Annotated in this window: 22 protein-coding genes; 18 read left to right on the forward strand and 4 right to left on the reverse strand. The window is 64.6% G+C overall.

Annotated features, from left to right (window positions below; all coding sequences use genetic code 11):
- Window positions 1–27: 27 nt before the first annotated feature.
- Complete coding sequence (locus GA0071312_RS03305) at window positions 28–924, reverse strand: LysR family transcriptional regulator (RefSeq protein ID WP_074443593.1); 897 nt, start codon at window positions 922–924, stop codon at window positions 28–30.
- Between the two features lie 115 nt (window positions 925–1,039).
- On the opposite strand from GA0071312_RS03305, the gene GA0071312_RS03310 reads away from it, so the two are divergent.
- The 4 genes from GA0071312_RS03310 to GA0071312_RS03325 all read left to right on the forward strand — a co-directional run bounded on the left by GA0071312_RS03310 (window position 1,040) and on the right by GA0071312_RS03325 (window position 4,620).
- Window positions 1,040–2,059 carry a DMT family transporter gene (locus GA0071312_RS03310; protein ID WP_074443594.1) on the forward strand — a complete coding sequence of 340 codons (1,020 nt, stop codon included), beginning with the start codon at window positions 1,040–1,042 and terminating at the stop codon, window positions 2,057–2,059.
- 47 nt (window positions 2,060–2,106) lie between these two features.
- Window positions 2,107–2,781 (forward strand): hypothetical protein, encoded by a 675-nt coding sequence (locus tag GA0071312_RS03315; protein WP_131817689.1) that lies wholly within the window; start codon window positions 2,107–2,109, stop codon window positions 2,779–2,781.
- A gap of 81 nt (window positions 2,782–2,862) precedes the next feature.
- Entirely contained in the window at window positions 2,863–3,996 is a 1,134-nt protein-coding gene (locus GA0071312_RS03320) for an ISAs1 family transposase (RefSeq protein ID WP_074443596.1), read from the forward strand.
- A gap of 90 nt (window positions 3,997–4,086) precedes the next feature.
- Window positions 4,087–4,620, forward strand: coding sequence for a CBS domain-containing protein (locus GA0071312_RS03325; RefSeq protein WP_131817690.1), 534 nt, complete (start codon window positions 4,087–4,089; stop codon window positions 4,618–4,620).
- Window positions 4,621–4,674: 54 nt separating this feature from the next.
- Here the strand turns inward: GA0071312_RS03325 and GA0071312_RS03330 are convergent, their stop codons facing one another.
- Together GA0071312_RS03330 and GA0071312_RS03335 are read right to left on the reverse strand one after the other, a co-directional pair.
- Complete coding sequence (locus GA0071312_RS03330; protein WP_074443598.1) at window positions 4,675–5,775, reverse strand: 2'-deoxycytidine 5'-triphosphate deaminase; 1,101 nt, start codon at window positions 5,773–5,775, stop codon at window positions 4,675–4,677.
- A gap of 86 nt (window positions 5,776–5,861) precedes the next feature.
- Complete coding sequence (locus GA0071312_RS03335) at window positions 5,862–6,926, reverse strand: permease (protein ID WP_074443599.1); 1,065 nt, start codon at window positions 6,924–6,926, stop codon at window positions 5,862–5,864.
- Between the two features lie 672 nt (window positions 6,927–7,598).
- Between GA0071312_RS03335 and speD the strand changes: the two genes are divergently transcribed.
- The 14 genes from speD to fliQ all read left to right on the forward strand — a co-directional run bounded on the left by speD (window position 7,599) and on the right by fliQ (window position 20,337).
- The gene (gene speD, locus GA0071312_RS03340) at window positions 7,599–7,928 is read left to right on the forward strand and encodes an adenosylmethionine decarboxylase (RefSeq protein ID WP_420819947.1); all 330 of its coding nucleotides are present in this window, start codon (window positions 7,599–7,601) and stop codon (window positions 7,926–7,928) included.
- Window positions 7,925–8,773 (forward strand): polyamine aminopropyltransferase, encoded by an 849-nt coding sequence (gene speE, locus GA0071312_RS03345; protein ID WP_074443601.1) that lies wholly within the window; start codon window positions 7,925–7,927, stop codon window positions 8,771–8,773. Before speD ends, speE begins: the two co-directional genes overlap by 4 nt.
- 193 nt (window positions 8,774–8,966) lie before the next feature.
- On the forward strand, window positions 8,967–9,986 hold the full coding sequence (locus GA0071312_RS03350) for a 30S ribosomal protein S2 (protein ID WP_074443602.1): 1,020 nt from the start codon (window positions 8,967–8,969) through the stop codon (window positions 9,984–9,986).
- A 166-nt stretch (window positions 9,987–10,152) separates the two neighbouring features.
- Entirely contained in the window at window positions 10,153–11,076 is a 924-nt protein-coding gene (tsf, locus tag GA0071312_RS03355; RefSeq protein WP_074443603.1) for a translation elongation factor Ts, read from the forward strand.
- 364 nt (window positions 11,077–11,440) lie between these two features.
- Window positions 11,441–11,779: a P-II family nitrogen regulator gene (locus tag GA0071312_RS03360; RefSeq protein WP_074443604.1), complete on the forward strand. Its 339-nt coding sequence runs from the start codon at window positions 11,441–11,443 to the stop codon at window positions 11,777–11,779.
- 34 nt (window positions 11,780–11,813) lie between these two features.
- A complete protein-coding gene (gene amt, locus GA0071312_RS03365) occupies window positions 11,814–13,139 on the forward strand; it encodes an ammonium transporter (RefSeq protein ID WP_238947128.1) in 1,326 nt (441 codons plus the stop codon).
- Window positions 13,140–13,381: 242 nt separating this feature from the next.
- The gene (locus tag GA0071312_RS03370; protein WP_074444178.1) at window positions 13,382–14,815 is read left to right on the forward strand and encodes an NAD-dependent succinate-semialdehyde dehydrogenase; all 1,434 of its coding nucleotides are present in this window, start codon (window positions 13,382–13,384) and stop codon (window positions 14,813–14,815) included.
- A 222-nt stretch (window positions 14,816–15,037) separates the two neighbouring features.
- Window positions 15,038–16,297, forward strand: coding sequence for a flagellar hook protein FlgE (locus GA0071312_RS03375; protein WP_074443605.1), 1,260 nt, complete (start codon window positions 15,038–15,040; stop codon window positions 16,295–16,297).
- Between the two features lie 47 nt (window positions 16,298–16,344).
- Window positions 16,345–17,760 (forward strand): flagellar hook-associated protein FlgK, encoded by a 1,416-nt coding sequence (gene flgK / locus GA0071312_RS03380; protein WP_074443606.1) that lies wholly within the window; start codon window positions 16,345–16,347, stop codon window positions 17,758–17,760.
- A gap of 15 nt (window positions 17,761–17,775) precedes the next feature.
- Window positions 17,776–18,828, forward strand: coding sequence for a flagellar hook-associated family protein (locus GA0071312_RS03385; RefSeq protein WP_074443607.1), 1,053 nt, complete (start codon window positions 17,776–17,778; stop codon window positions 18,826–18,828).
- Window positions 18,829–18,835: 7 nt separating this feature from the next.
- A complete protein-coding gene (gene flaF, locus GA0071312_RS03390) occupies window positions 18,836–19,183 on the forward strand; it encodes a flagellar biosynthesis regulator FlaF (protein WP_074443608.1) in 348 nt (115 codons plus the stop codon).
- Complete coding sequence (flbT, locus tag GA0071312_RS03395) at window positions 19,180–19,638, forward strand: flagellar biosynthesis repressor FlbT (protein WP_238947076.1); 459 nt, start codon at window positions 19,180–19,182, stop codon at window positions 19,636–19,638. The genes flaF and flbT overlap by 4 nt, the downstream gene beginning before the upstream one ends.
- A 13-nt stretch (window positions 19,639–19,651) precedes the next feature.
- Entirely contained in the window at window positions 19,652–20,074 is a 423-nt protein-coding gene (gene flgD / locus GA0071312_RS03400; protein WP_074443609.1) for a flagellar hook assembly protein FlgD, read from the forward strand.
- Complete coding sequence (gene fliQ / locus GA0071312_RS03405; RefSeq protein ID WP_074443610.1) at window positions 20,071–20,337, forward strand: flagellar biosynthesis protein FliQ; 267 nt, start codon at window positions 20,071–20,073, stop codon at window positions 20,335–20,337. Before flgD ends, fliQ begins: the two co-directional genes overlap by 4 nt.
- A gap of 9 nt (window positions 20,338–20,346) precedes the next feature.
- Here the strand turns inward: fliQ and GA0071312_RS03410 are convergent, their stop codons facing one another.
- On the reverse strand, window positions 20,347–21,831 hold the full coding sequence (locus GA0071312_RS03410; RefSeq protein WP_074443611.1) for an ABC transporter substrate-binding protein: 1,485 nt from the start codon (window positions 21,829–21,831) through the stop codon (window positions 20,347–20,349).
- Window positions 21,832–21,979: the final 148 nt, after the last annotated feature.

Genomic DNA, 21,979 nt, shown 5'->3' on the forward strand with positions numbered 1-21,979 from the left:
ATATTCCGCGATACCCCTCCCGCCGGATCATCCTTTCCCATCCAGAACCGCCCGCAATCCCTGCTCCAGCGCCTGCATCAGGGCGCGGACGGGGCGGGGGGTGAGGCGGCGCGCGGGGGTGACCAGGCGGATATCGGCGCTCTGCGCCTGCTCCCAGCCCGGCAGGACCCGGACGAGCCGCCCCGCTACGACCTCGCCCTGCACATCCCAGCTCGATTTCAGCGCGACGCCAAGACCGGCGATGCAGAGTCGGGTAAGGGCATCGCCGGACAGGTTCGTCACACGCCGGCGCGGAGTGACGCTCGCCTGTGCGCCATCCGGTCCCCGCAGGCTCCAGCGCAGGGCATCGCCGAGCCAGAGCCCTTCATGCGCGGCAAGATCAGCGGGCGCGGAGATCGGCGCATGCTTCTCCAGATAATCCGGCGCAGCGACGAGAATGCGCCGGTTGCGGGCGACGCGACGGATGATGTGGTGATCGGCATCGTGGCCGCCGATGCGAAGCGCGATGTCGATCTGGTCGCGATCGAGATCCTGGAAAGCGTCCGAGAGGTGGAGTTCGATACTGACTCCGGGATGTGCGCGCAGGAAACCGGCGAGAATCGGCGCCACCGCGATTTCGCCCAGCCGCGTGGGCGCGGCCAGGCTGACATGGCCCGACAGCGCGTCGCCCTCCGTCTCCTTCTCGGAGAATGCCCGCGCCGCGAGGGTGAGCCCGCGTGCCTCCCCGAGCTTGAGCCGGCCCGCTGTCGTCAGATGCAACCCGGTCGGCAGCCGGTTGAACAGACGTTGCCCGAGCCCCTCCTCCAGCCTGTCGAGCCGGCGCGAGATGCTCGACACCGCCTGTCCGCGCCGGCGCGCCACAGCCGAGAAGCTGCCATGGCGTGCGAGGGCTTCGAAGAGTTCGAGATCGCCGATCAGATCCATGTCCGCGCCGTTTTGCAGGTTTTGCGTTTGATGCAACACCTTTTAGCATAGAGCCTTTATTCCGCAAAAGCGGCCTGCCCCGCATGCTCCGGCCAGCCCATACCGGAGTGCGACCATGACCATCTCACCCCCGCGCCGCCCGCGTTCCGCGCCGCGATACAGCAAGCCGGTGCTCCTCTTCCTCTGCGGCGCCTTCGTCGTTCTGTGGAGTTCGGGATTCGTCGGGGCCAAATACGGCCTCGACCATGCCGGAACCTTCACGCTGCTGTTCTGGCGCTACCTCCTCGTCGTGGCCGTGCTCGGCCTGCTCGTCACGCTGATGCGGCAATGGCGGCCCCTGACGCGGACTGAGTGGACGCGCCATGCGGTGATCGGCGCACTCGCCCATGCGGGCTGGCTCGCCGCCGTTCTGGGCGCGATCGATCTCGGGCTCTCGGCAGGCCTTGCCGCCTTCATCACCGCCCTGCAGCCGATCATGACCGGCGCTTTGTCCGCCCGGATGACGGGTGAGCGGGTAGGGTATCGTGAATGGGCGGGGCTGGTGCTCGGTGTGGGTGCGGTCGCGCTCGTCATCGGTGACGGGATCGCGCTCGGCGGTCCACTTGCGGCCTATGCGTTGCCGTTCCTCGCAGTGGCGGCGATCACGATCGCCTCTCTCGTCGATCGCGCGGCGCATGTGGCATGCGATGCTCAGGCAGCGAAACCGGCCACGCCGCTACTCTTCGTCACCTTCATCCATGCCTTGGCTTCGCTCGCCGTCCTCGCACCACTTGCCGTAGGGCTGGAGGGGCTCGAAGCGCAATGGGGCGGTGAACTGGTCTTCGCGATCATCTGGCTCGGCCTTGTGGTCTCGCTCGCAGCCTACGGGCTGATGTTCGCCCTGCTGCGCCGCCTGCCCGCAGCCCGGGTCGCGAGCCTGACCTATCTCGCGCCGCCGGTGACGATGGTGATTGCGTGGTTCGTCTTCCGCGAGAGCCTGACGCCGATGGCGGCGCTCGGGCTCGTCATCGCCGCCATGGCCGTCGCGCTCACCCTGAGCGGCAGGCAGGCCGTCGCCGTTGGTAACGATGACGGCGCATCACCGTTGACGGAGGAACCCGACCCGGTCGTCAGACGAAATGCTTCGACAGCTTGAGGCCCTGGGCCTGATAATTCGAGCCTGTACGCGACCGAGACGAGTGCGTGCAGGCATCTTTCATCTGCGCTGAGAGAATCACAATCCAAGATGCATCTAAGGGCGCATTGAAAATCATTGCGCGCCCGAACAAATCACGCCAAAAAACAAAACACCAGGTGGGGACTGGCCCGCCCTGGTGCTCTGATCTGGCGTCGATGGCGCATGGCAAGCCAGTGGGGCCGCTTCGACTGCTATGGAAAAAAAATACTGGCGCGATGGCCGAAAGTCAAGATTCCTATCCGTATGACCCTGAGGTCATTGCTGCTCTCAGGGCCTCGCTTTCGGAGCCGCGTTTCTCCACCTATCTGTCCAAGGCAAACGGCGATGAGGCTTTTGCCTTCGCCCTGTATCTCTACAATGCCAGACTCGCGGAAGCGTTTCTGTTTCCTCTTGGGGTTTCGGAAATCACGCTCCGCAATGCCGTGGACGGTGTTCTTGTCCGGCGTTTCGGCGCAAATTGGCAAGTCGACGCTGAATTCCGGGACGGCATGCTCACTCCGGAGAGTCGGGGCGCACTCAACAAGGCCATGGATCGGGCGGGGTCAGGGGATCGCGGGAAGCTTATCGCAGAACTGACCTTTGACTTCTGGTCCAACCTGTTCCGGGTTGATTACGCGGATTTCTGGCGAACGCATGCGAACATCGCTTTTCCGGGATTGGTGCGGGGTGAAGGACGCTAGGGGAATCGCATTTGAGAATTTTGTGTGGCGTGTTGGGATAAAATGGATTCTTGAGGGGCTTTCATGCATTGGGAGCCTTCGATGTCAGGATCGTGGTTTGAAGCGGCTTTTTCGGCTCTGCCGGACCCGCGAACCGGAAATGCCAAGCGCCATGAGCTTCTTGAGGTCTTGACGATTGCACTGACTGCGGCGGTTTGCGGGGCGGAGCATTGCTCGGACTTCGCGGATTTCGCGGTTGATCGGGAAGCGTTGTTCCGGGAGTTTCTGGAGCTGCGAAACGGTGTTCCGAGCCACGACACGTTCTCGCGGGTGTTCCGGCTTCTCGACCCGAGCGCCTTTGCGATGTGCTTCGGGCGGTTCGTAGACGAGTTGGGCGCGGCGGGCGAGGGCGTGGTGGCGATTGACGGCAAGACGCTGCGCCGGTCGTTCGACGCTGCGGCGGGGCGCTCGCCGCTGGCCGTGGTGTCCGCCTTCGCCTCGGCGACCTCAACCGTGATCGGCCAGACGGGCTTTCGCGCCGCCGACGGCGACAGCGAGATCGTCGCGGCGCGCGCATTGTTGCGCTGCCTCGATTTGACAGGCCAACTCGTGACTGCGGACGCCATCCATTGCCAGAGCGAGACCGCGCAGACGATCCTTGATCGCGGTGGAGACTATCTCCTGCGGTTGAAGGCGAACCGACCGGCGCTGCACGAGATGGTCGCGACATACTTCGCCGATGGACAGATCCGGGCCGCGCTCCCGACATGCGCCACGACGGATGCCGATCATGGCCGGGTCGAGACGCGCCGCGCCTTCGTTACCCACGACCTCGCCTGGCTGCGCGGCTCCAGATCCGCGTGCACCGAGCCGGTTCTCCTGCCGGGGCTTGCCTGCCTGGGAATGATAGAGAGCACCGTGACGCGCGGCGGCAAGACCACGACCACCCGCCACTACCACGTCGCCTCCCGCCAACTCACCCCAGAAGCCTACCTCGCTGCCGCGCGATCCCACTGGTCAATCGAAAACGGTCTCCATTGGGTCCTCGACATGACTTTCGACGAGGATCGCGCCCGCAACAGAAAGGATAACGGCCCAGAAAACCTCGCCATCCTCCGAAAACTCGCCCTCAACGTTCTCAAACGCGCCAGACCCAAAATCTCTATCCGACGAAAAAGAAAACGCTCCGGATGGTCCGACGACTTCGCACGATCCGTCATCGGCCAAATGCGATAGCCCTATGAAGGACGCCGAGAAATCCAGGCCATCGTCAAAGAAATCAACCGGTTGCGGAATCGTGTGGCGCATCACGAACCGATCCTCGATATGAATGCGGCCGACCTCCGCGCCAAAATGATCCGTTTCGTGGCACTCAGGTGCCCGACAACATCAAACTGGATGCGCCATCATTCCACGATCAGCAATGTCATACGAACACGTCCGAACAAATCTGGATCTGATTCCGTCACGCTCGCGAGCCGAGCCGACAAGCGTTTTGTCATCGTCGAAAGGACGACCAATCTGAACAATCTGGCCGGCGACGACGTGCGACGATGCTCGGCCTTCGTCTGCGTCGAGAATGGAAGGGTAGCGGGCGCCTTCACGCACCGGGATATAGCCCGGTATCTTCTCCGGGAAGCTTTGGAAGCCGGGGGTATCTTCGACCTCAACGACCACACAGTGGGGCAGTTGCTGCGCGAGCCGGCGAACGAGGAGGGCTGGCACATCGTTCCCGCGAACCAATCTTTCTCTGCTCTGGCAGAACTCCTGAAACAGTCGAAAACACAAATCATCATCGCCGTCGATCCGGCAAACAACATGCCGCTCGGCGTCGTGTTGCGCGCGCACCGGCGCTATTAGTCTCGCCTGTTTCCCGCAGTTCTTGCTTGCGGGTATTGGTCGTGACGTAGCCGCCTAGACGAAATGCTTCGACAGCTTGAGGCCCTGGGCCTGATAATTCGAGCCTGCGCCCGCGCCGTAGAGCACGTCCGGGCGTTCGGCCATGCGCTCATAGACGAGGCGGCCCACGGTCTGGCCGTCTTCGAGGATGAAGGGAACGTCGCGCGAGCGCACTTCGAGCACGGCGCGGGCGCCGGCGCCGCCGGCCCCGGCATGGCCGAAGCCGGGATCGAAGAAGCCGGCATAATGCACCCGGAATTCGCCGACCAGCGGGTCGAAGGGCACCATCTCGGCGGCGTAATCGGGCGGCACATGAACCGCCTCTTTTGATGCCAGGATGTAGAACTGGCCGGGATCGAGGATCAGATCGGCGCGGCCCGTATTATAAAGCGGCTCCCAGTAATCGGCGGCGCGGCAGGAACCCGGTTCATCCACGTCGACCAGCGCGGTGTGGCGCTTGGCGCGGTAGCCGACGAGTTTGTCGGGGCCGAAACCGGCGAGATCGACGCTCACCGCAACGCCTTCCTGGAAGGAGGGCTCGGAACTGGTGACGAGGCTTTCGCGCTTATGCAGCTCTGCGAGTTCGCGGTCGCTCAGGCGTACCTCGCCGCGCCGCAGCCGCAATTGTGAGAGGCGCGAGCCCATCCGCACCCGGACCGGGAAGGTGCGCGGGGAGATTTCGGCATAGAGCGGGCCGGTATAGCCGGGCTCGATTGCGTCGAATTCACGGGCGCGGTCGGTGATCACGCGGGTGAAGACGTCAATGCGCCCGGTCGAGCTCTTGGGATTGGCGGAAGCCGAAAGGCCGGCGGGCAGGGCGAGGCTCTCCTGCAATTCCGCGATATAGACGCAGCCCGTCTCCAGAAGTACGGGTTTCGTCAGATCGATCTCGTGCAGGGCGAGATAGGCGAGGCAGTCTCCGACCCTGCGCCCCGGCCCGGGCAGGAAGCTCGCGCGCACGCGATAGGCCTTTGCGCCGAGCCGCAGATCGAGGCTCGCGGGCTGGATCTGGTCGCCCGCATAGGGCGTCAGCGGCGCGATGGCCCCTTCATCCGTCAGGGCGGCGATCACCTTCGCCGGCTGGATTCCGTCACGCAATGGCACCTGCGCCCCCATCTGTGCGCCTCACGGCAAAAAGCCCGTCACGCCTTCTTCCTAGGCGCGACGGGCCTTGTGTGCAACCGCGTTATGGGCGGCGGGACTCAGCCGAGGGCGAGCTGGAACAGCAATCCGGAAACGAGCGCGCCGGTCACCGCGATGATGATATAGAGCGCGAAGACCGGAGGACGCGCCAGCGCCCAGACCGCGATCGCGGCGGGGATCGAGGTGACGCCGCCGGCAAGCAGGAAGGCCATTGCCGCGCCGGACGCCATCCCGCCGTCGACCAGACCGGAAACCAGTCCCAGCGCGGCATAGCCATTGAGATAGGCGGGGATCCCGACCAGCACGGCGGTGGGAATGGCGAAGGCGTTGCCACTGCCCAGTGCCGATTCGATCATCGCGGCGGGGATATAGGTGCTCATCAGGAATTCCAGCGCGAAGGCCAGCGTCATCCAGCGCGCCAGGAACAGCGTGACGCGTCCGAATTCGCCGGCGAAGACACTGCGACGCTCGGCTTTCTGCCAGAAGGCCCAGTCAGTCGGCTTGCGGGTGCGCACCCGTCCGCCGGCACAGCCGCCATTGCCGACACCGTCACGCAAGGGATCGCTGAGCCAGCCACGCTGTCCGAGGGCCAGCGTGAGATAACCGCCGACGGCACCGATCCCGATCGCCGCGATCGTCTTGCCGATGGCAAACGGCAGACCCATCACGCTGGCGGTGACGAAGAACATGGTCGGATCCATCAGCGGGGAGGCGATCCAGAACGCCATGACTGCCGCGAGCGGCACGCCCATGGCGAGGAGTGCCGCGACGAGGGGTATCACGCCGCAGGAACAGAAGGGCGAGAGCCCGCCGAACAGGGCGGCCAGCGCGATCATGGTCACAGCATTGCCCTGGAACACGTCGGCGATGAGATTGTCGGCGCCGCTCGCCTTCGCATAGGCGGCGATCGCCACCGCCGCGAGCAGGAAGGGGGCGATGCCTGCGATGGCATCGACCACGAAAGCCCCCATCGGCACCAGCTCGTTGCGATCGAGCAGGGCGACGCCGGCGAAGATGAGGAGGATGGCGAGGATGACGCGGTCGAAGCCCGCGAGCCGTTGCCGGAGGACGGCGAGGCGCGTCGGCGGAGCGAGGGGGAGCGGCGTGGATGTGGGAGCGGACATGACGGATCCTGATCGTGAATGTGTGTCCCATACGGGATAGCAAAGCTGCGCCCCACGCGTCAACGGTATTTCTACAAATATCGAAATAATGTTTTCGTTACGGAATCCCGAAAGCGCGTGCAAGCCGTTTAACGGCCAGCGAAAAAACCGTTTTCGGGGGCGCGAAATTCATTGACTTTCCGGCCCATCGCCGCGATATGTGCAGTCGGTCGCACATGTGCGGCTTTCCCTTTTTCGTCCGAGATCAACATGGACTGCCACCCTAGGCGCGGCCTGGCTGCCAGCAAGGACAGCCAGGCCCTCGAAAATCAGGTGTCATATCGCGTCCGATCGCGGATGGCGTGCGGGTGAGCCGGTCTCGCCCTTCTCGCCATCGCCGGATCGGGCCGATGGTTTTGAGAAGAGGCAACGATGAGACCGAACCAGATCAGCTTCAGTGACAATCGGAGTATGGCGGCGCGCACGCGCCGGATCACGATTGCGATGAACCCCCTGACGCACTCCCACTACATCCACGTTCTGTAATCCCGCTGGCCAGAAGGATCGACCGGCATGACGCTTTCCCTGACGCACTCCGCCCGCCCCGCCTCCGTCATGGACGAGGCTCGCGAAGACCACTTCATCCGCCGCGACGGCCGCGTTTTTGCCGGTACGCATCTGATCATCGAAGTCGTGAACGGTCACGGGCTCGATGATGAAGATCGCATCGAGCGCGCCTTTCGCGATTGCGTCGATGAATGCGGCGCGACGCTGCTGCACATCCACACCCACAAGTTCAGCCCCCAGGGCGTGAGCGGCGTGGCGGTGCTCGCGGAAAGCCATATCTCGGTTCATACCTGGCCGGAAATCGGCTACGGCGCCTTCGACGTGTTCATGTGCGGCGATGCCGATCCCTGGCGCGCCGTCGACGTGCTCAAGGCCGCTTTCCGCACCAGCGACGTGCGCGTGCGCGAATTGCTGCGCGGCGAGGGTCTCGTCGATGCGGTGGAGCATGCGGCATGACGGAATGGATGCGCGAGACGCTGCATGACGACCACGCGCAGGCCCTGCGCGTGGACGCGGTGCTCTATGACAGCGCGACCGATCACCAGCGACTGCGGGTCTTCGAGAATGCGCGATTCGGGCGCGTTCTCACCCTCGACGACGTGGTGCAGACCACCGAAGGCGACAATTTCATCTATCACGAGATGCTCACCCATGTGCCGATCTTCGCGCATGGATCCGTGGAACGCGTGCTGATCATCGGCGGCGGTGACGGCGGCATGGCCCGCGAGGTGCTGCGCCACGCAGGCGTGCGCCACGTCACCATGGTCGAGATCGATGCCGGCGTGGTGGAATTCTCCAGGCAGTATCTGCCGCGCCTCTCCAACGGCGCTTTCGACGATCCCCGCCTTGAGCTCGTCATCGCTGACGGCGCCGTCTTCATGCGCGAGACGGACCAGACATTCGACGTGATCATCGTCGATTCGACCGATCCGATCGGCCCCGGCGAGGTGCTCTTCACCGATCATTTCTACGGCCATGCGAAGCGCGCGCTCAATCCCGGCGGCATTCTGGTGACGCAGAACGGCGTACCCTTCATGCAGCCCGATGAACTGATCGGCACGATGCGCGCCTTCAGCGCGCTGTTTGCCGATTGGGGCTGCTATCTGGCGACGGTGCCAACCTATGCCGGCGGGCCGATGGCATTCGGCTGGGGCACGGATGGCGATGCCCGCAAGGTATCGCTGGAGATCTTGCAGGCGCGCCATGCCGAAGCCGGGTTCACGGCGGATTACTACACGCCCGAAGTGCATCTGGCCGCTTTCGCCCTTCCGGGCTACGTGAAACGGCTCATGCCGGGCTGAAACCCCGGCGCATGACCGGAACCGGTCGGTCTGGAATCGAATCCTTGCAATCGGGCGCGCGAAGCCTTATACGCGCGCTCATCCCACACGCGGAGCAGCGTCGGCGGCAGACCCGTCGTCACGCAATCCCGGTGGCCGTCCTGCTCAAGGGCGGTTCACGGCTTCGCGGAGGTCACAACCGGAGCATAAAAGAATGGCACTTCCCGATTTCTCCATGCGTCAGCTTCTCGAAGCCGGCGCCCATTTCGGCCACCAGTCCCACCGCTGGAACCCGAAGATGCTTCCCTACATCTTCGGCACCCGCAACAACATCCACATCATCGACCTGGCCCAGACCGTGCCGGCCTTGTATCGCGCCCTTCAGGCGGTCAGCGATACGGTGGCCAAGGGCGGTCGCGTGCTGATCGTCGGCACCAAGCGTCAGGCGCAGGACGCCGTCGCGGATGCGGCACGCCGCTCGGCGCAGTACTATGTCAATGCCCGCTGGCTCGGCGGCATGCTGACCAACTGGAAGACGATCTCCGGCTCGATCGCGCGACTGCGCAAGGTCGACGAGATCCTCGAAGGCGGCGGCCAGGGGCTGACCAAGAAAGAGCGCCTGATGCTCGCCCGCGAGAAGGAAAAGCTCGAGCGCGCCCTTGGCGGCATCAAGGATATGGGCGGCGTTCCGGATCTGATCTTCGTGATCGATACCAACAAGGAGCAACTCGCCATCAAGGAAGCCCAGCGTCTGGGCATCCCGGTCGCGGCCGTGGTGGATACGAACTGCGATCCCGACGGTATCGCCTTCCCGGTTCCGGCCAATGACGACGCGGCCCGCGCCATCGCGCTGTATTGCGATCTGATCGCCCGCGCGGCGATCGACGGCATCTCCCGCGGCCAGGGCGATGTCGGCGTCGATGTCGGCGCCTCCGAGGCCCCGATGGTCGAAGAGCTGCCGGCGGAAGTCGCCACCAGCTCGGAGCAGACCGACACGTTCGAGGCGCTCGCCGCCCCGCGTGGTGCGCCGGACGACCTGACCAAGCTGAACGGCGTCGGCCCGGAGCTCGAGACCACGCTCAACGATGGCGGTATCTTCCATTACTGGCAGATCGCGGCGATGAACGAGGCCGATATCGCGAAGGTCGATGCCGATCTCAAGCTCAACGGCAAGATCACGCAGAACGGCTGGGTCGCTCAGGCCAGGGCGCTGATCGAAGACGCTGCGGCGTAAGGCTTCGTCATACACGCGTCATCAACGCGTGTTGCGCCTGCAGCGCCCGCTCTGCCGCGTGGCCTGCATGCGCTTGCGCGCAGACGCATCGTTGTTGATTCCGTTTGTGTAACCCGGCGGCCGGAGCATGGCGCCGGGTTCCCCCATGACCAGGAAAGGAAGAGCCATGGCGAACATTTCCGCCGCTCTGGTGAAGGAACTGCGCGACAAGACCGGCGCAGGCATGATGGACTGCAAGAAGGCCCTCGGCGAGACCGACGGCGATATCGAAGCCGCCGTCGACTGGCTGCGCACCAAGGGGCTGGCCAAGGCCGCCAAGAAGGCCGGGCGCGTCGCGGCCGAAGGCCTCGTCGGCATCGCCGTTTCCGGTTCGCAGGCTGCCGTGGTCGAGGTCAATTCCGAGACCGACTTCGTCGCCCGCAACGAGCAGTTCCAGGGATTCGTCGCCGAGACCGCAAAGGCCGCGCTCGCCACCGATGGCAGCCTCGAGGCGCTGCAGGCGGCAAAGCTCGCCGCCGGAGCGAGTGTCGAGGATACGATCAAGGAACTCATCGCCACGATCGGCGAGAACATGACCCTGCGCCGCGTTGACAAGGTCACCGTCCCGGATGGTGTCGTCGCCGCCTACATGCACAATGCGGTGGCCGAGGGGCTGGGCAAGATCGGCGTGCTGGTCGCCCTCGAATCGACCGGCGACAAGGCGTTCCTCAACACGCTCGGGCGCCAGATTGCCATGCATGTCGCCGCTGTGAATCCCATTGCGGTGGATGCATCGGGCGTCGACGCGGCCACGATCGAGCGTGAATCGGCGATCCTGCGCGAGAAGAATGCCGGCAAGCCAGACCACGTCATGGCCAAGATCGTCGAGAGCGGCGTGAAATCCTACCTCAAGGAAGTCACCCTGCTCGACCAGCCCTTCGTGCACGATTCGTCGAAGACCGTCGCGCAGGTGCTCAAGGAAGCCGAAAGCAAGGCCGGCGCGCCTGTGACGCTTACCGGTTTCGTGCGCTATGCGCTCGGCGAGGGCATCGAAAAGGAAGAGAGCGACTTCGCGGCCGAAGTCGCCGCCCAGGCCGGCGTCAAGGGCTGACGGCTGCGATCCGATGGTCTTGGAAAGGGCGTCCTGCGGGGCGCCCTTTTTGCGTTCCGGCGCCTGCCGGCGTCGCCTTCAGCGCGCATGCCTGCCGTTTTTCCATGCAAGGCCGCGCTGCCTAATTTTTAATCAGGCGACTATTAAGCAAGCTTTTACCTGCCGCCTGTTTTTGCGGCAGCGCCTCGGAATCCACCCTGCAACCCCTGATTCCGGGGAATTTGCCGCGTCGCAGCGATGACGGCCCGACTTGGCACGGCACTTGTTTGCAGATGTCCCCGGGACGCGGCGGTCCGATGATCCGCCGTCTCACGTCAACGCGTCCGCACGCAAGAAGCCTGCGGCATCGAAGGGGGCAAAACCCATGAAAATCGTGATGGCCATCATCAAGCCGTTCAAGCTGGAGGAGGTGCGCGATGCGCTCACCGCTCTCGGCGTGCACGGCCTGACCGTGACCGAAGTGAAGGGATACGGGCGCCAGAAAGGGCACACCGAAATCTATCGCGGCGCCGAATACGCCGTGAGCTTCCTGCCGAAGATCAAGGTCGAGGTCGCCGTAGCCGACGACCAGGTTCAGGGCGCGATCGACGCCATCGCCCAGGCGGCCCGTACGGGCCAGATCGGCGACGGCAAGATCTTCGTCGTTCCGCTCGAGAAAGCCGTGCGCATCCGCACCGGCGAAACCGATTCCGATGCGCTCTGAGCGCTCCAGTGAAGCCTTCTCAGGAGTTTACGTGATGGTTCAACGTCTTTTGACACGCAGCGCTGGTGCCGCTCTGGCGCTCGGCCTGATGAGCGCCGCCGCCCTGGCGCAGGACGCGGAGGGCTCGACTGCAGTCCCCGCTGACGGCCAGTTCGTCTTCAACACGCTGCTCTTCCTTATCGGCGGTTTTCTCGTGATGTGGATGGCCGCCGGCTTCGCCATGCTCGAAGCCGGGATGGTACGCTCCAAGAACGTCTCGATGCAGTGCCTCAAGAATATCGGCCTGTATTCCACCGCCGGCCTGATGTACTGGATCATCGGCTACAATCTCATGTATGCCGGTGTCGATGGCGGCTTCTTCGGCACGCCGGGGCCCATCTCGATCCCCGACCCGGCCGCTGATACCGGTGACTACGCAGCCGCCTCCGACTGGTTCTTCCAGATGGTGTTCTGCGCCACCACAGCCTCGATCGTCTCCGGCACCATCGCCGAGCGCATGAAGCTCAGCTCCTTCCTGATCTTCGTGGTGATCCTCACGGGTATTCTCTACCCGATCACCGGCGCCTGGCAGTGGGGCGGCGGCTGGCTCGCCGAGATGGGCTTCTCCGACTTTGCCGGTTCGACGCTGGTGCACTCCGTGGGCGGCTGGGCGGCTCTGACGGGTGCGCTGATCATCGGTGCGCGCAAGGGCAAGTATTCCGAGGACGGCAAGGTCAACGCCCTGCCGGGCTCCTCGATGCCGCTGGCGACGCTGGGCACCTTCATCCTCTGGCTCGGCTGGTTCGGCTTCAACGGCGGCTCTCAGCTCGCCATGGGCACGATCGAAGACGCTTCCTCGGTAGCCAAGATCTTCATGAACACCAACCTTGCCGCAGCCGGTGGTGTGGTTGCCGCGATCATCCTCAGCCAGATCATCTACAAGAAGGTCGATCTCACCTTCGCCCTCAACGGTGCTCTGGCGGGCCTGGTCTCGATCACGGCCGAGCCGCTGGCACCTTCCGCGGGCCTGTCGGTTGTGATCGGTGCCGTGGGTGGTGCAATCGTGGTCTTCGCGGTGCCGCTGCTCGACAAGCTGAAGATCGATGACGTCGTCGGCGCCATTCCGGTCCACCTGCTTGCGGGTATCTGGGGTACGCTGATCGTGCCGCTGTCGAATGACGGCACCAGCTTCGGCACCCAGATCGTCGGTATCGCTGCGATCGGCGCCTTCACCGTGGTCGCCTCCGGCATCGTCTGGATGATCATCAAGGCCATCATCGGCTTGCGCGTCAGCGACGAGGAGGAGAGCCTGGGGCTCGACAAGGTCGAGGTCGGTGTGGAGGCCTATCCGGAATTCGCTTCCGGCGCCGGGCGCATCTGATCACACGCCCGAGCATCCTGAAGAAACCGAAGCGTCGCGCCCCGTGCGCGGCGCTTCCTTTTTGCACGGCTCGGCAATGCCGGGTTGGCGTCGTGAATGGCACATGGACCGGCCAGGTCGCACGGCTGTTGCATGGCGTGTTTCTGCCAAGATGGTGAGTGCATGGCGCGGGGGTGACGGATCCGGCGCGGAGTTGCTACCTGTTGCGCAACGAAGCACACAGCGATGGAGTGGACGAAGCCATGTATCCGCAGGTCGAATTGCATATTGCCGGCAAATGGCGCGGCGCCGCCTCCGGCGAGACGATGGACATCATCAACCCCGCCACCGGCGACGCCATCGGCGCATTGCCCGTCGCCACCATCGCCGATCTCGACGAGGCGCTCGAAGCCGCCGGGAAGGGCTTTGCCACCTGGCGCGCGATCGGCGCCTTCGATCGCTACAAGATCATGCGCAAGGCGGCCGAATTGCTGCGCGAGCGCGCCGAGACGATCGCGGCGATCATGACCACGGAACAGGGCAAGCCGCTCGCGGAAGCGCTGATGGAGACGCGCGGCGCTGCCGATACGATCGACTGGTTCGCCGAGGAGGCGCGCCGCGCCTATGGCCGCATCGTCCCCGCGCGCGCTTCCGATGTGATGCAGATGGTGATCAAGGAGCCGGTCGGCCCCGTCGCGGCCTTCACGCCGTGGAACTTCCCGATCAACCAGGCGGTGCGCAAGGTCTCCGGTGCGCTGGCCGCTGGCTGCTCGGTCGTGCTCAAGGGCCCGGAAGATACGCCGGGCAGTTGCGCCGAACTGATCAAGGCCTTCAACGATGCGGGTGTGCCCGACAATGTGCTCAACCTCGTCTTCGGCAATCCGGCGCAGATTTCGGAATACCTGATTCCGCATCCGGTCATCCGCAAGATCTCCTTCACCGGCTCCACGGCGATCGGCAAGCAGCTCGCTGCGCTCGCCGGCGCGCATATGAAGCGCGTGACCATGGAGCTGGGCGGCCATGCGCCCTCGATCGTCTTCAAGGACGCCAATCTGGAGAAGGCCCTCAAGGTGCTCTCGGCCAACAAGTACCGCAATGCCGGCCAGGTCTGCGTCTCGCCGACGCGTTTCCTCGTGCATGAGAGCGTGTTCGACAAGTTCGTCGACGAATTCGTCACGATCTCGAAGAATCTCAATGTCGGCGATGGCCACGACCCGAAGACCAGCATGGGTCCGCTGGCGCATTCGCGCAGGATCGACGCGATGGAATCCTTCGTCGCCGATGCCGAGGCCAAGGGCGCGGAACTGCGCACCGGCGGCAAGCGGATCGGCAATCGCGGCTATTTCTTCGAGCCGACGGTCTTCACCAACCTCCCGATGGATTCCAGGATCATGAACGAGGAGCCCTTCGGGCCGATCGCGGCGATCCAGAAATTCTCGGATGACGAGGAGGCTTTCGCGGAAGCCAACCGCCTGCCCTACGGGCTCGCGGCTTATGCCTATACCGAATCCGGAACCACGGCCCGCGCGCTGGCCGAGCGGGTCGAGAGCGGCATGATCTCGATCAACCATCACGGCATCGCTCTTCCGGAGACACCCTTCGGCGGCGTCAAGGATTCGGGCTATGGTTCCGAGGGCGGCCTCGAAGCAATCGAGGCCTATCTCAATACCAAGTTCGTGACGAAGAGCGGCCTTTGAGTCGATTCTTTCAGTAGGGAGCTATCATTACGCCGCCCGCTATCAAGACGGGCGGCGTTTTATTTGAAATTTATTCAAATTGCGATGAATTGAATCGCGTCTTCAATTACGAATACAGCCACACGCAAGCCTCCTCTGTTGAACTGCCATGGATCGCGCCATCCGCCCCCGCCAGGAGCGGGTCGCAGCGCAGCAGGTTCGCAGACCGCAGGGAGTTTCGCGATGAGCATTTACGGTACGATGAGGACCGGCGTATCCGGCATGGCTGCCCAGGCCAACCGGATCGGCGTTGTGGCCGACAACATGGCCAATGTGAACACTACCGGTTACAAGCGTTCCTCAACGCAGTTTTCCTCCTTCATTCTGAATTCGCAGGCGGGAAGCTACAATTCCGGCGGTGTGGAGACCGATATCCGGCAGCATGTGACCCAGCAGGGCGCGATGCAATACACCACCTCGACCACCGATCTCGCGGTCAACGGCAACGGCTTCTTCGTCGTCTCGGATGCCGGCGGCACTCCATTCCTGACCCGCGCCGGCTCCTTCGTTCCCGATGGCGAAGGCAATCTGATCAATGCTGGCGGCTTCCAGCTGATGGGTTATCCGCTGGCCGACGGCGATCCCGACGTCGTGGTCAATGCGATGGCCGGGCTGGAGCCGGTCAACATCACCCAGAACGCACTTGAGGCCACGCCTTCGACGGAAGGTATTTTCGGCGCCAACCTGCCCTCCAACGCCAATATCGTCCCCGCGGGCAGCCTTCCCTCGGATAATGTGCCAGGATCCGTCTTCGAGGCGAAATCTTCGCTCGTTGCGTATGACAATCTGGGCAACGAGGTCGTGCTCGACGTCTATTTCACCAAGACAGCCGCCAATGAATGGGAAGTCTCGGTCTTCGATCAGGCCGAGGCCGGCCCGGGTGGCGGCTTCCCCTATGGTGCCGGGCCGCTCGATACCCAGACCCTGGTCTTCGACCCGGCAAATGGTCGCCTTGATGGTGCTTCGCCCGACGGGTTGAACTTCGCCGTCCCAGATGGCCAGGCACTCGAACTCGACCTCTCCGCCATGACACAGGTCGCCGCCGATTACACAGTGATGCGTGCGGATGTGAACGGCAATGCCCCGAGCGCCGTGCGCGGCGTGGAATTTTCCTCCGACGGTACGCTCTATGCCGTGTTCGAGAACGGTGACCGGCGCGCCACCCACCGCGTTCCGCTCGCGGATGTGCGCAGCCCGGACAATCTGATCGCCACGGCGGGCAATGTCTTCTCGGTGGGCATCGATTCCGGCGACGTCACCATGGGCTTCCCCGGTGAGGGCGGCATGGGTTCGATGGTCACCAGTGCGGTCGAGCAGTCGAATGTCGATCTCGCTGACGAGCTCACCAACATGATCGAGGCCCAGCGCGGCTATCAGGCCAATTCCAAGGTCTTCCAGACCGGCTCGGATCTGCTCGAAGTGCTGGTCAACCTGAAGCGATGATGCGCCGGCAAAGCTGTCGCCATGCCTGAAACCGGGATCACGTCACCATGAACCTCTCCGTCGCCCTGTCCTCCGCGCAATCGGCGCTCTCCGCCACATCGACGCAGACATCGATCATCTCGCGCAACATCTCGGGCGCGGCCGATCCCGGCTATTCCCGCAAGATGGGACTGACCTCATCAATGGGTCTCGGCGGCGTCAAGCTCGTCTCGGTCGGCCGTGCCGCCGATACCGCGCTGCACGCCCGCATGCTGGAGGCGAATTCCGGCGCCTCCGCGCAACAGGCGCTGCTCGAAGGCTTCGAGACGCTTGCGCGCACGGTCGACGATCCGCAGTTGAACCAGTCCGTATCCGCCTCGCTCGGCAAGCTCACCGACGCGCTGCAGATGCAGGCGGAATCGCCCGGTGATCCGGTGCTCGGAGCCGCGACGCTGTCGGCGGCCTATGATCTCACGGGCACGCTCAACAATGCGGCGCAGACCACGCAGGGCGCCCGGGCCGAAGCGGATGCGGCCATGGCCGATTCGGTGGATCGCATCAATGAGCTGCTCACCCGTTTCGAAGGTGCCAACCGCGCCATCGTCGTGGGTACGCAATCGGGCACCGATGTCAGCGACGAGCTTGATACGCGCGACCGGATCCTTGACGAGCTGTCGCAGGAGGTGGGCATCTCCACCGTCACCCGCGCCGGCAACGACATGGTGATCTATACCGATAGCGGCGTCACGCTGTTCGAGAAATCCGCGCGCACGATCAGTTTCAACCGCACCTTCGCCTATGATGCCGGCACGACCGGCGCCGCCGTCTTCGCCGACGGGGTGCCCCTGACCGGGGCCGGCGCGAGCATGGGCATCAAGAGCGGTGCGCTCCACGGGCATGCGACTTTGCGCGATGAGGTGGCGCCGCAATACCAGCTTCAGCTGGACGAGATCGCCCGGGGGCTGGTCCATGCCTTCGGCGAACCCGCCCCCGGCGGGGCAGCGGGGATCTTCGTCGATCCCGGCCCGGCCGGCCCTGGTCTCGCGGCCCGTATCGGCGTTTCTCCCGATGTCGATCCCGCACTCGGCGGTGATCTCGCCCGCCTGCGCGACGGTGTGACCGTCAATTTCAACCCCGCCGGAGACGCCGCCTTCTCCGACCGGATCCACGCCATGCTGGAGGCGCTGGAGGCACCGCAGGGTTTCGACCCGGCGACGGGGATCAATCCCAACACGACCCTGTCGCGCTTCGCCTCCTCTTCCGTGAGCTGGCTCGAAGCCGGGCGCCAGCAGGCATCGCAGGAAGCCTCCTTCCGCGACACCATGCTCGAGCGCACGCGCGAATCCCTGTCCAACGTCACCGGCGTCAATCTGGACGAGGAACTGGCCCTGATGATGGAGCTGGAGCGCTCCTACGGCGCCTCCGCGCGCATCATCAGTACCGTCGACACCATGCTGCAATCGCTGCTCGCGGCGACGCGCTGATCCGGGGATGAACCGATGAAGACGAGTTTCGTATCCACACAGGCCATCGCGGATTCGACGCGCATGTCGATGATCCGGATGCAGGGCGAACTGGCCAAGGCCTCCAAGGAGCTCTCCTCCGGACGCCTGGCCGATATCGGCCAGGGGCTCGGCAGCCGCACCGGTCACGCAGTCCAGTTGCGGCATGAACTGTCGCAGCTGGAGACGATCCGCGACACCAACGGCCTGGTGCAATCGCGGCTCGATACCTCCCAGGCGGCCCTGAAGGGGCTGCTGGGCACGGCGGAGGACTTCATGAGCACGCTCGTCGCCATGCGCGACGGCGCCATCGCGGGCTCCGCCATCAAGCCGCAGGCGGATCTCAATCTGAAGGAATTGTCCGGCGCGCTGAACGCCAATCTGAACGGGCAGTTCCTGTTCTCCGGCATCAATACCGATGTGAAGCCGATGGCGAGCTATGAAGCCGATCCGCCTTCGGCGCCGAAAGCGGCGCTCGATGCGGCCTTCACCGCCGAATTCGGCTTCGCCCAGGATGATCCCGCCGTCGCGACGATCGATCCGGCGACGATGCAGGGCTTCCTGGACGGCGCCTATTCGGATCTTTTCCTTGATGATGCGCAATGGGAGGGCACCTGGTCGGACGCCTCCTCGCGCAATGTGCGCAGCCGCATCGCAACGAACGAGCTGATCGAGACGTCCGCCAATGCCAATGAGACACCGTTCCGGCAATTGGCAATGGCCTATACCGCCATCTCCGATCTCGGCCTCGGCGAGCTCGGGCGCGGCGCTTCGCAGGCGGTGATCGACAAGGCGATCGCCTCGGTCAGCGAGGCGATCCAGGGACTGACCTCGGTCAAGGCGCGGCTCGGCGTCTCGCAGAACCGGGTCGCCGCAGCCGATGAACGTCTGTCCATCCAGCGCGACATCATCAACCAGCAGATCGTCGATCTGGAGAATGTCGACCCCTACGAGACTGCGACCAAGGTCAACAGCCTGATGACGCAGGTCGAGATGTCCTACAGCCTGACGGCCCGGATCCGTCAGCTTTCGCTCCTGAAATTCACGTGAGGTGCCGATGTACCAGTTCACTTACGCCGAAATCGTCGATGATGCGGCTTCCGATGCGCGGGGGCGGGAGCGGCGCGCGGTCAAGCGCGGCGTCGAACTGCTTGAACAGGCGCAGGTCGCGGGCATCCGCTCGCGCGAGACCGTCGAGGCGCTGCATTATCTGCGCAGCCTCTGGAGCATCCTGATCGAGGATCTGGCCCAGCCGGAAAACGATCTGCCGGAGGCGCTGCGCGCCGATCTGATCTCGATCGGGATCTGGGTCTTGCGCGAGGTCGAGCAGATCCGGCTGGAGCGCTGTGACGATCTGCAGAACCTCATCGACATCAACACCATGATCAGCGAGGGCCTGAAATGAAGCCGCGTGGAGAAACCGGGCGTTCCGGCCAGTCGGGTACGATGCGGCTCGCGCTGAAGCCGCAGGAGCGCCTCTTCGTCAACGGCGCGGTGCTGCGGGTCGACCGCAAGGTCGGAATCGAACTGCTCAACGACGTCACCTTCCTGATGGAAAACCATGTGCTCCAGCCCGAGGAGACGACGACGCCGCTGCGCCAGCTCTATTTCGTCGTGCAGACCATGCTGATCGATCCGCTGCAGGCGGCCCGCTCACGGGGCCTGTTCGACGATCTGTTCGCGCCCACATTACGCTCCTTCACCAATCACGAGATCATCGACGGGCTTCTGGATCTGCGTGCGGCCATCGATCAGGGGCGCTGTTTCGACGGGCTGAAGATCCTGCGCGGCCTGTTTGCCCGTGAAGCCGAAATCATTGGTGAGAACCGGGCGCGGGCCCGGGCTTTCGCCGCAGCCTGAGGAGACAACCGACATGATGGTCAATCCGACACAGGCCCCGCCCGGCGGTGCCGAGAGCCAGACAGGTGCGGGTCAGGTGCAGGAGCGCAGCACCGACATGGATTACGATGCCTTCCTGCGCTTGCTGATCGCCGAAATGAAGCATCAGGATCCGCTCGATCCCACGGACGCATCGGAATACGTCTCCCAATTCGCCTCCTTCTCGGTGGTCGAGCAGGCGATCCAGACCAACCGCAAGCTGGATGATCTGCTCGCGGGTCTGTCGCTCTCGCAATCGGGCGGCCTGATCGGGCGCCATGTCACTTCCGGGGACGGATCGGTCTCCGGCGAGATCGAATCGGTACGCCTGACCGACCAGGGCCCCCATGCCACGCTCAGCGACGGGCGCAGCCTGCTGGTCGGCCCGGGGGTGACCATTACCGGCGCGCCGTCATGAACGCGGTCGACGCCCTCGACATGATTCGCGACGCGATCTGGGTGGTGATCGCGGGATCGGGCCCGATCGTCGGCGTCGCCATGCTGGTGGGCGTGGTCATCGCCCTGCTCCAGGCGCTGACGCAGATTCAGGAAATGACGCTCACCTTCATCCCGAAGATCGTCGCCATCCTGCTGATGTTTCTGGTCAGCGCGCCCTTCGTCGGCGCGCAGATCTATGGCTTCACCGAGCGGGTCTACGGCTATATCGAGACGGGCTTCTGATCCTGCCTGTCAGGCTGCCGCCACCGGCAGCGCCGGCAGGGCGGCAGGATCGATCACCGCGTCGCGGGGCAAGCGGAAAGCGGGATGGTGGCCGGCGAGACCGGTGATGCGGGCCGGATTATAGAGCGTCAGCCAGGGCGGATCCGCCTGCATCAGGCGATAGGCCTGTGCGTAATGCGCCGCGCGGCGGGTCTCGTCCGGCTCGGCGCGTCCGGCATCGATCGCCGCCTCGACCCCCGGTGAGGCATAGCCCTGCCACCAGGCGCCACGCACGCGTTGATCGAGCTTCTCGACCAGCACGCGAAAGGTCGAGAGCGGGCTCGAATCGAACACGCAAAGATCGCCGATCTCCTTGCGACGCACCTGATGCGCATAGGCTTCGCGCTCGCCATGGCTGCGGATCTCGATGCTGATGCCGAAGGCCGAGAGCTGCGCGCGCAGGCCTTCGGAAAGCGCCTGCGCCTCATCAGGCAGGCGCGTCGGCGTATCGAGGGTGAGGGCGAGACCGTTTGCGTGCCCGGCCTGCGCCAGCAGCGCACGGGCCTGATCGGGGTCGTATAGCGGGTCGTGAAGCGGATGCTCTTCGCCTTGCGCCTGCGGTGCACCGAAATGCAGCGGGCTGATGAAGCCGGGCATAACCTGCCCCGCCCCGCCGGCCGCGTCGCGCAGGAGCGCACCGCGATCGATCGCGAGGGAGAGCGCGCGCCGCGTCAGCGGATTATCGAGCGGGCCATGCGCGGCATTCATCATGAAAATGATCGCCACCGGGGTGAGGCTCTCCACCCGCGTCGCCCCGTGTTGCGCAAGCACCGTGCTGGCCGGCGGATCGAGATCGGTCGCAGCCTGCGCCTGCCCTGCGACGAGGGCGTCGAGGCGCCGCGCGCGGTCCGGCTCGGCCAGGACGCGGATCGCCTCATTGGTGGGCCGGCGCCCGCGATATTCCGCGAAGCGGGTGAGCAGCAGCTGCCCCGCGCCGTATTCCGCCAGACGAAACGGCCCGCTGCCCGGCGCGGCCGCGATCCTGCCGGCATCGAGGGCGTCGAGCCCGGCGGGGGAGAGGATGAAGGCCTGGGCGAGGATGTCGAGCAGATCCGCCATCGGCGCGCCCAGCCTGATGGTGAGGCTGTGGGGGTCATCGACACGGATATCGGCATCGCCGAGATAGGCCCGCCAGACCGCCGGCGAGCCCAGCGCATAACCCTTGTCGGGGCGCGCCATGCGCTCCAGCGAGGTCTTCACCGCCTGCGCATCGCAGGCCATCCCGTCATGAAAGACGGTGCCCGGGCGCAGGCGAAAGCGCCAGATGCAGGCATCGGGAGAGACCTGCCAGTTCCGGGCGAGGCGGGGGCGAAACCCGCGCGGACCGTAGCCGACAAGCGTCTCGTAGAGCGCCCGGTAGAGCGCGAGCTCATCCGCCCCGTCGGTGCAATCATGCGGATCACGCAGGGGAAGACGTGCCTGCATCAGGGTGAAGGGTCGCGTCTGTTCGAACATGCAGCGTCTCGTCGATGGTGTGTCCGGGGAGAGTAGAGCATCACCGCGCCAGGAGGATAGCGGCGCGTGGCGCGTATCGGGAAATTTCGTCACGGGCGGGATCGGGCGCTGGCAGGATGCTTGACTCGCCCGGGTGGAGATGGAATCA

This window comes from Saliniramus fredricksonii, assembly GCF_900094735.1.
Taxonomy (GTDB): Bacteria; Pseudomonadota; Alphaproteobacteria; order Rhizobiales; family Beijerinckiaceae; genus Saliniramus; species Saliniramus fredricksonii.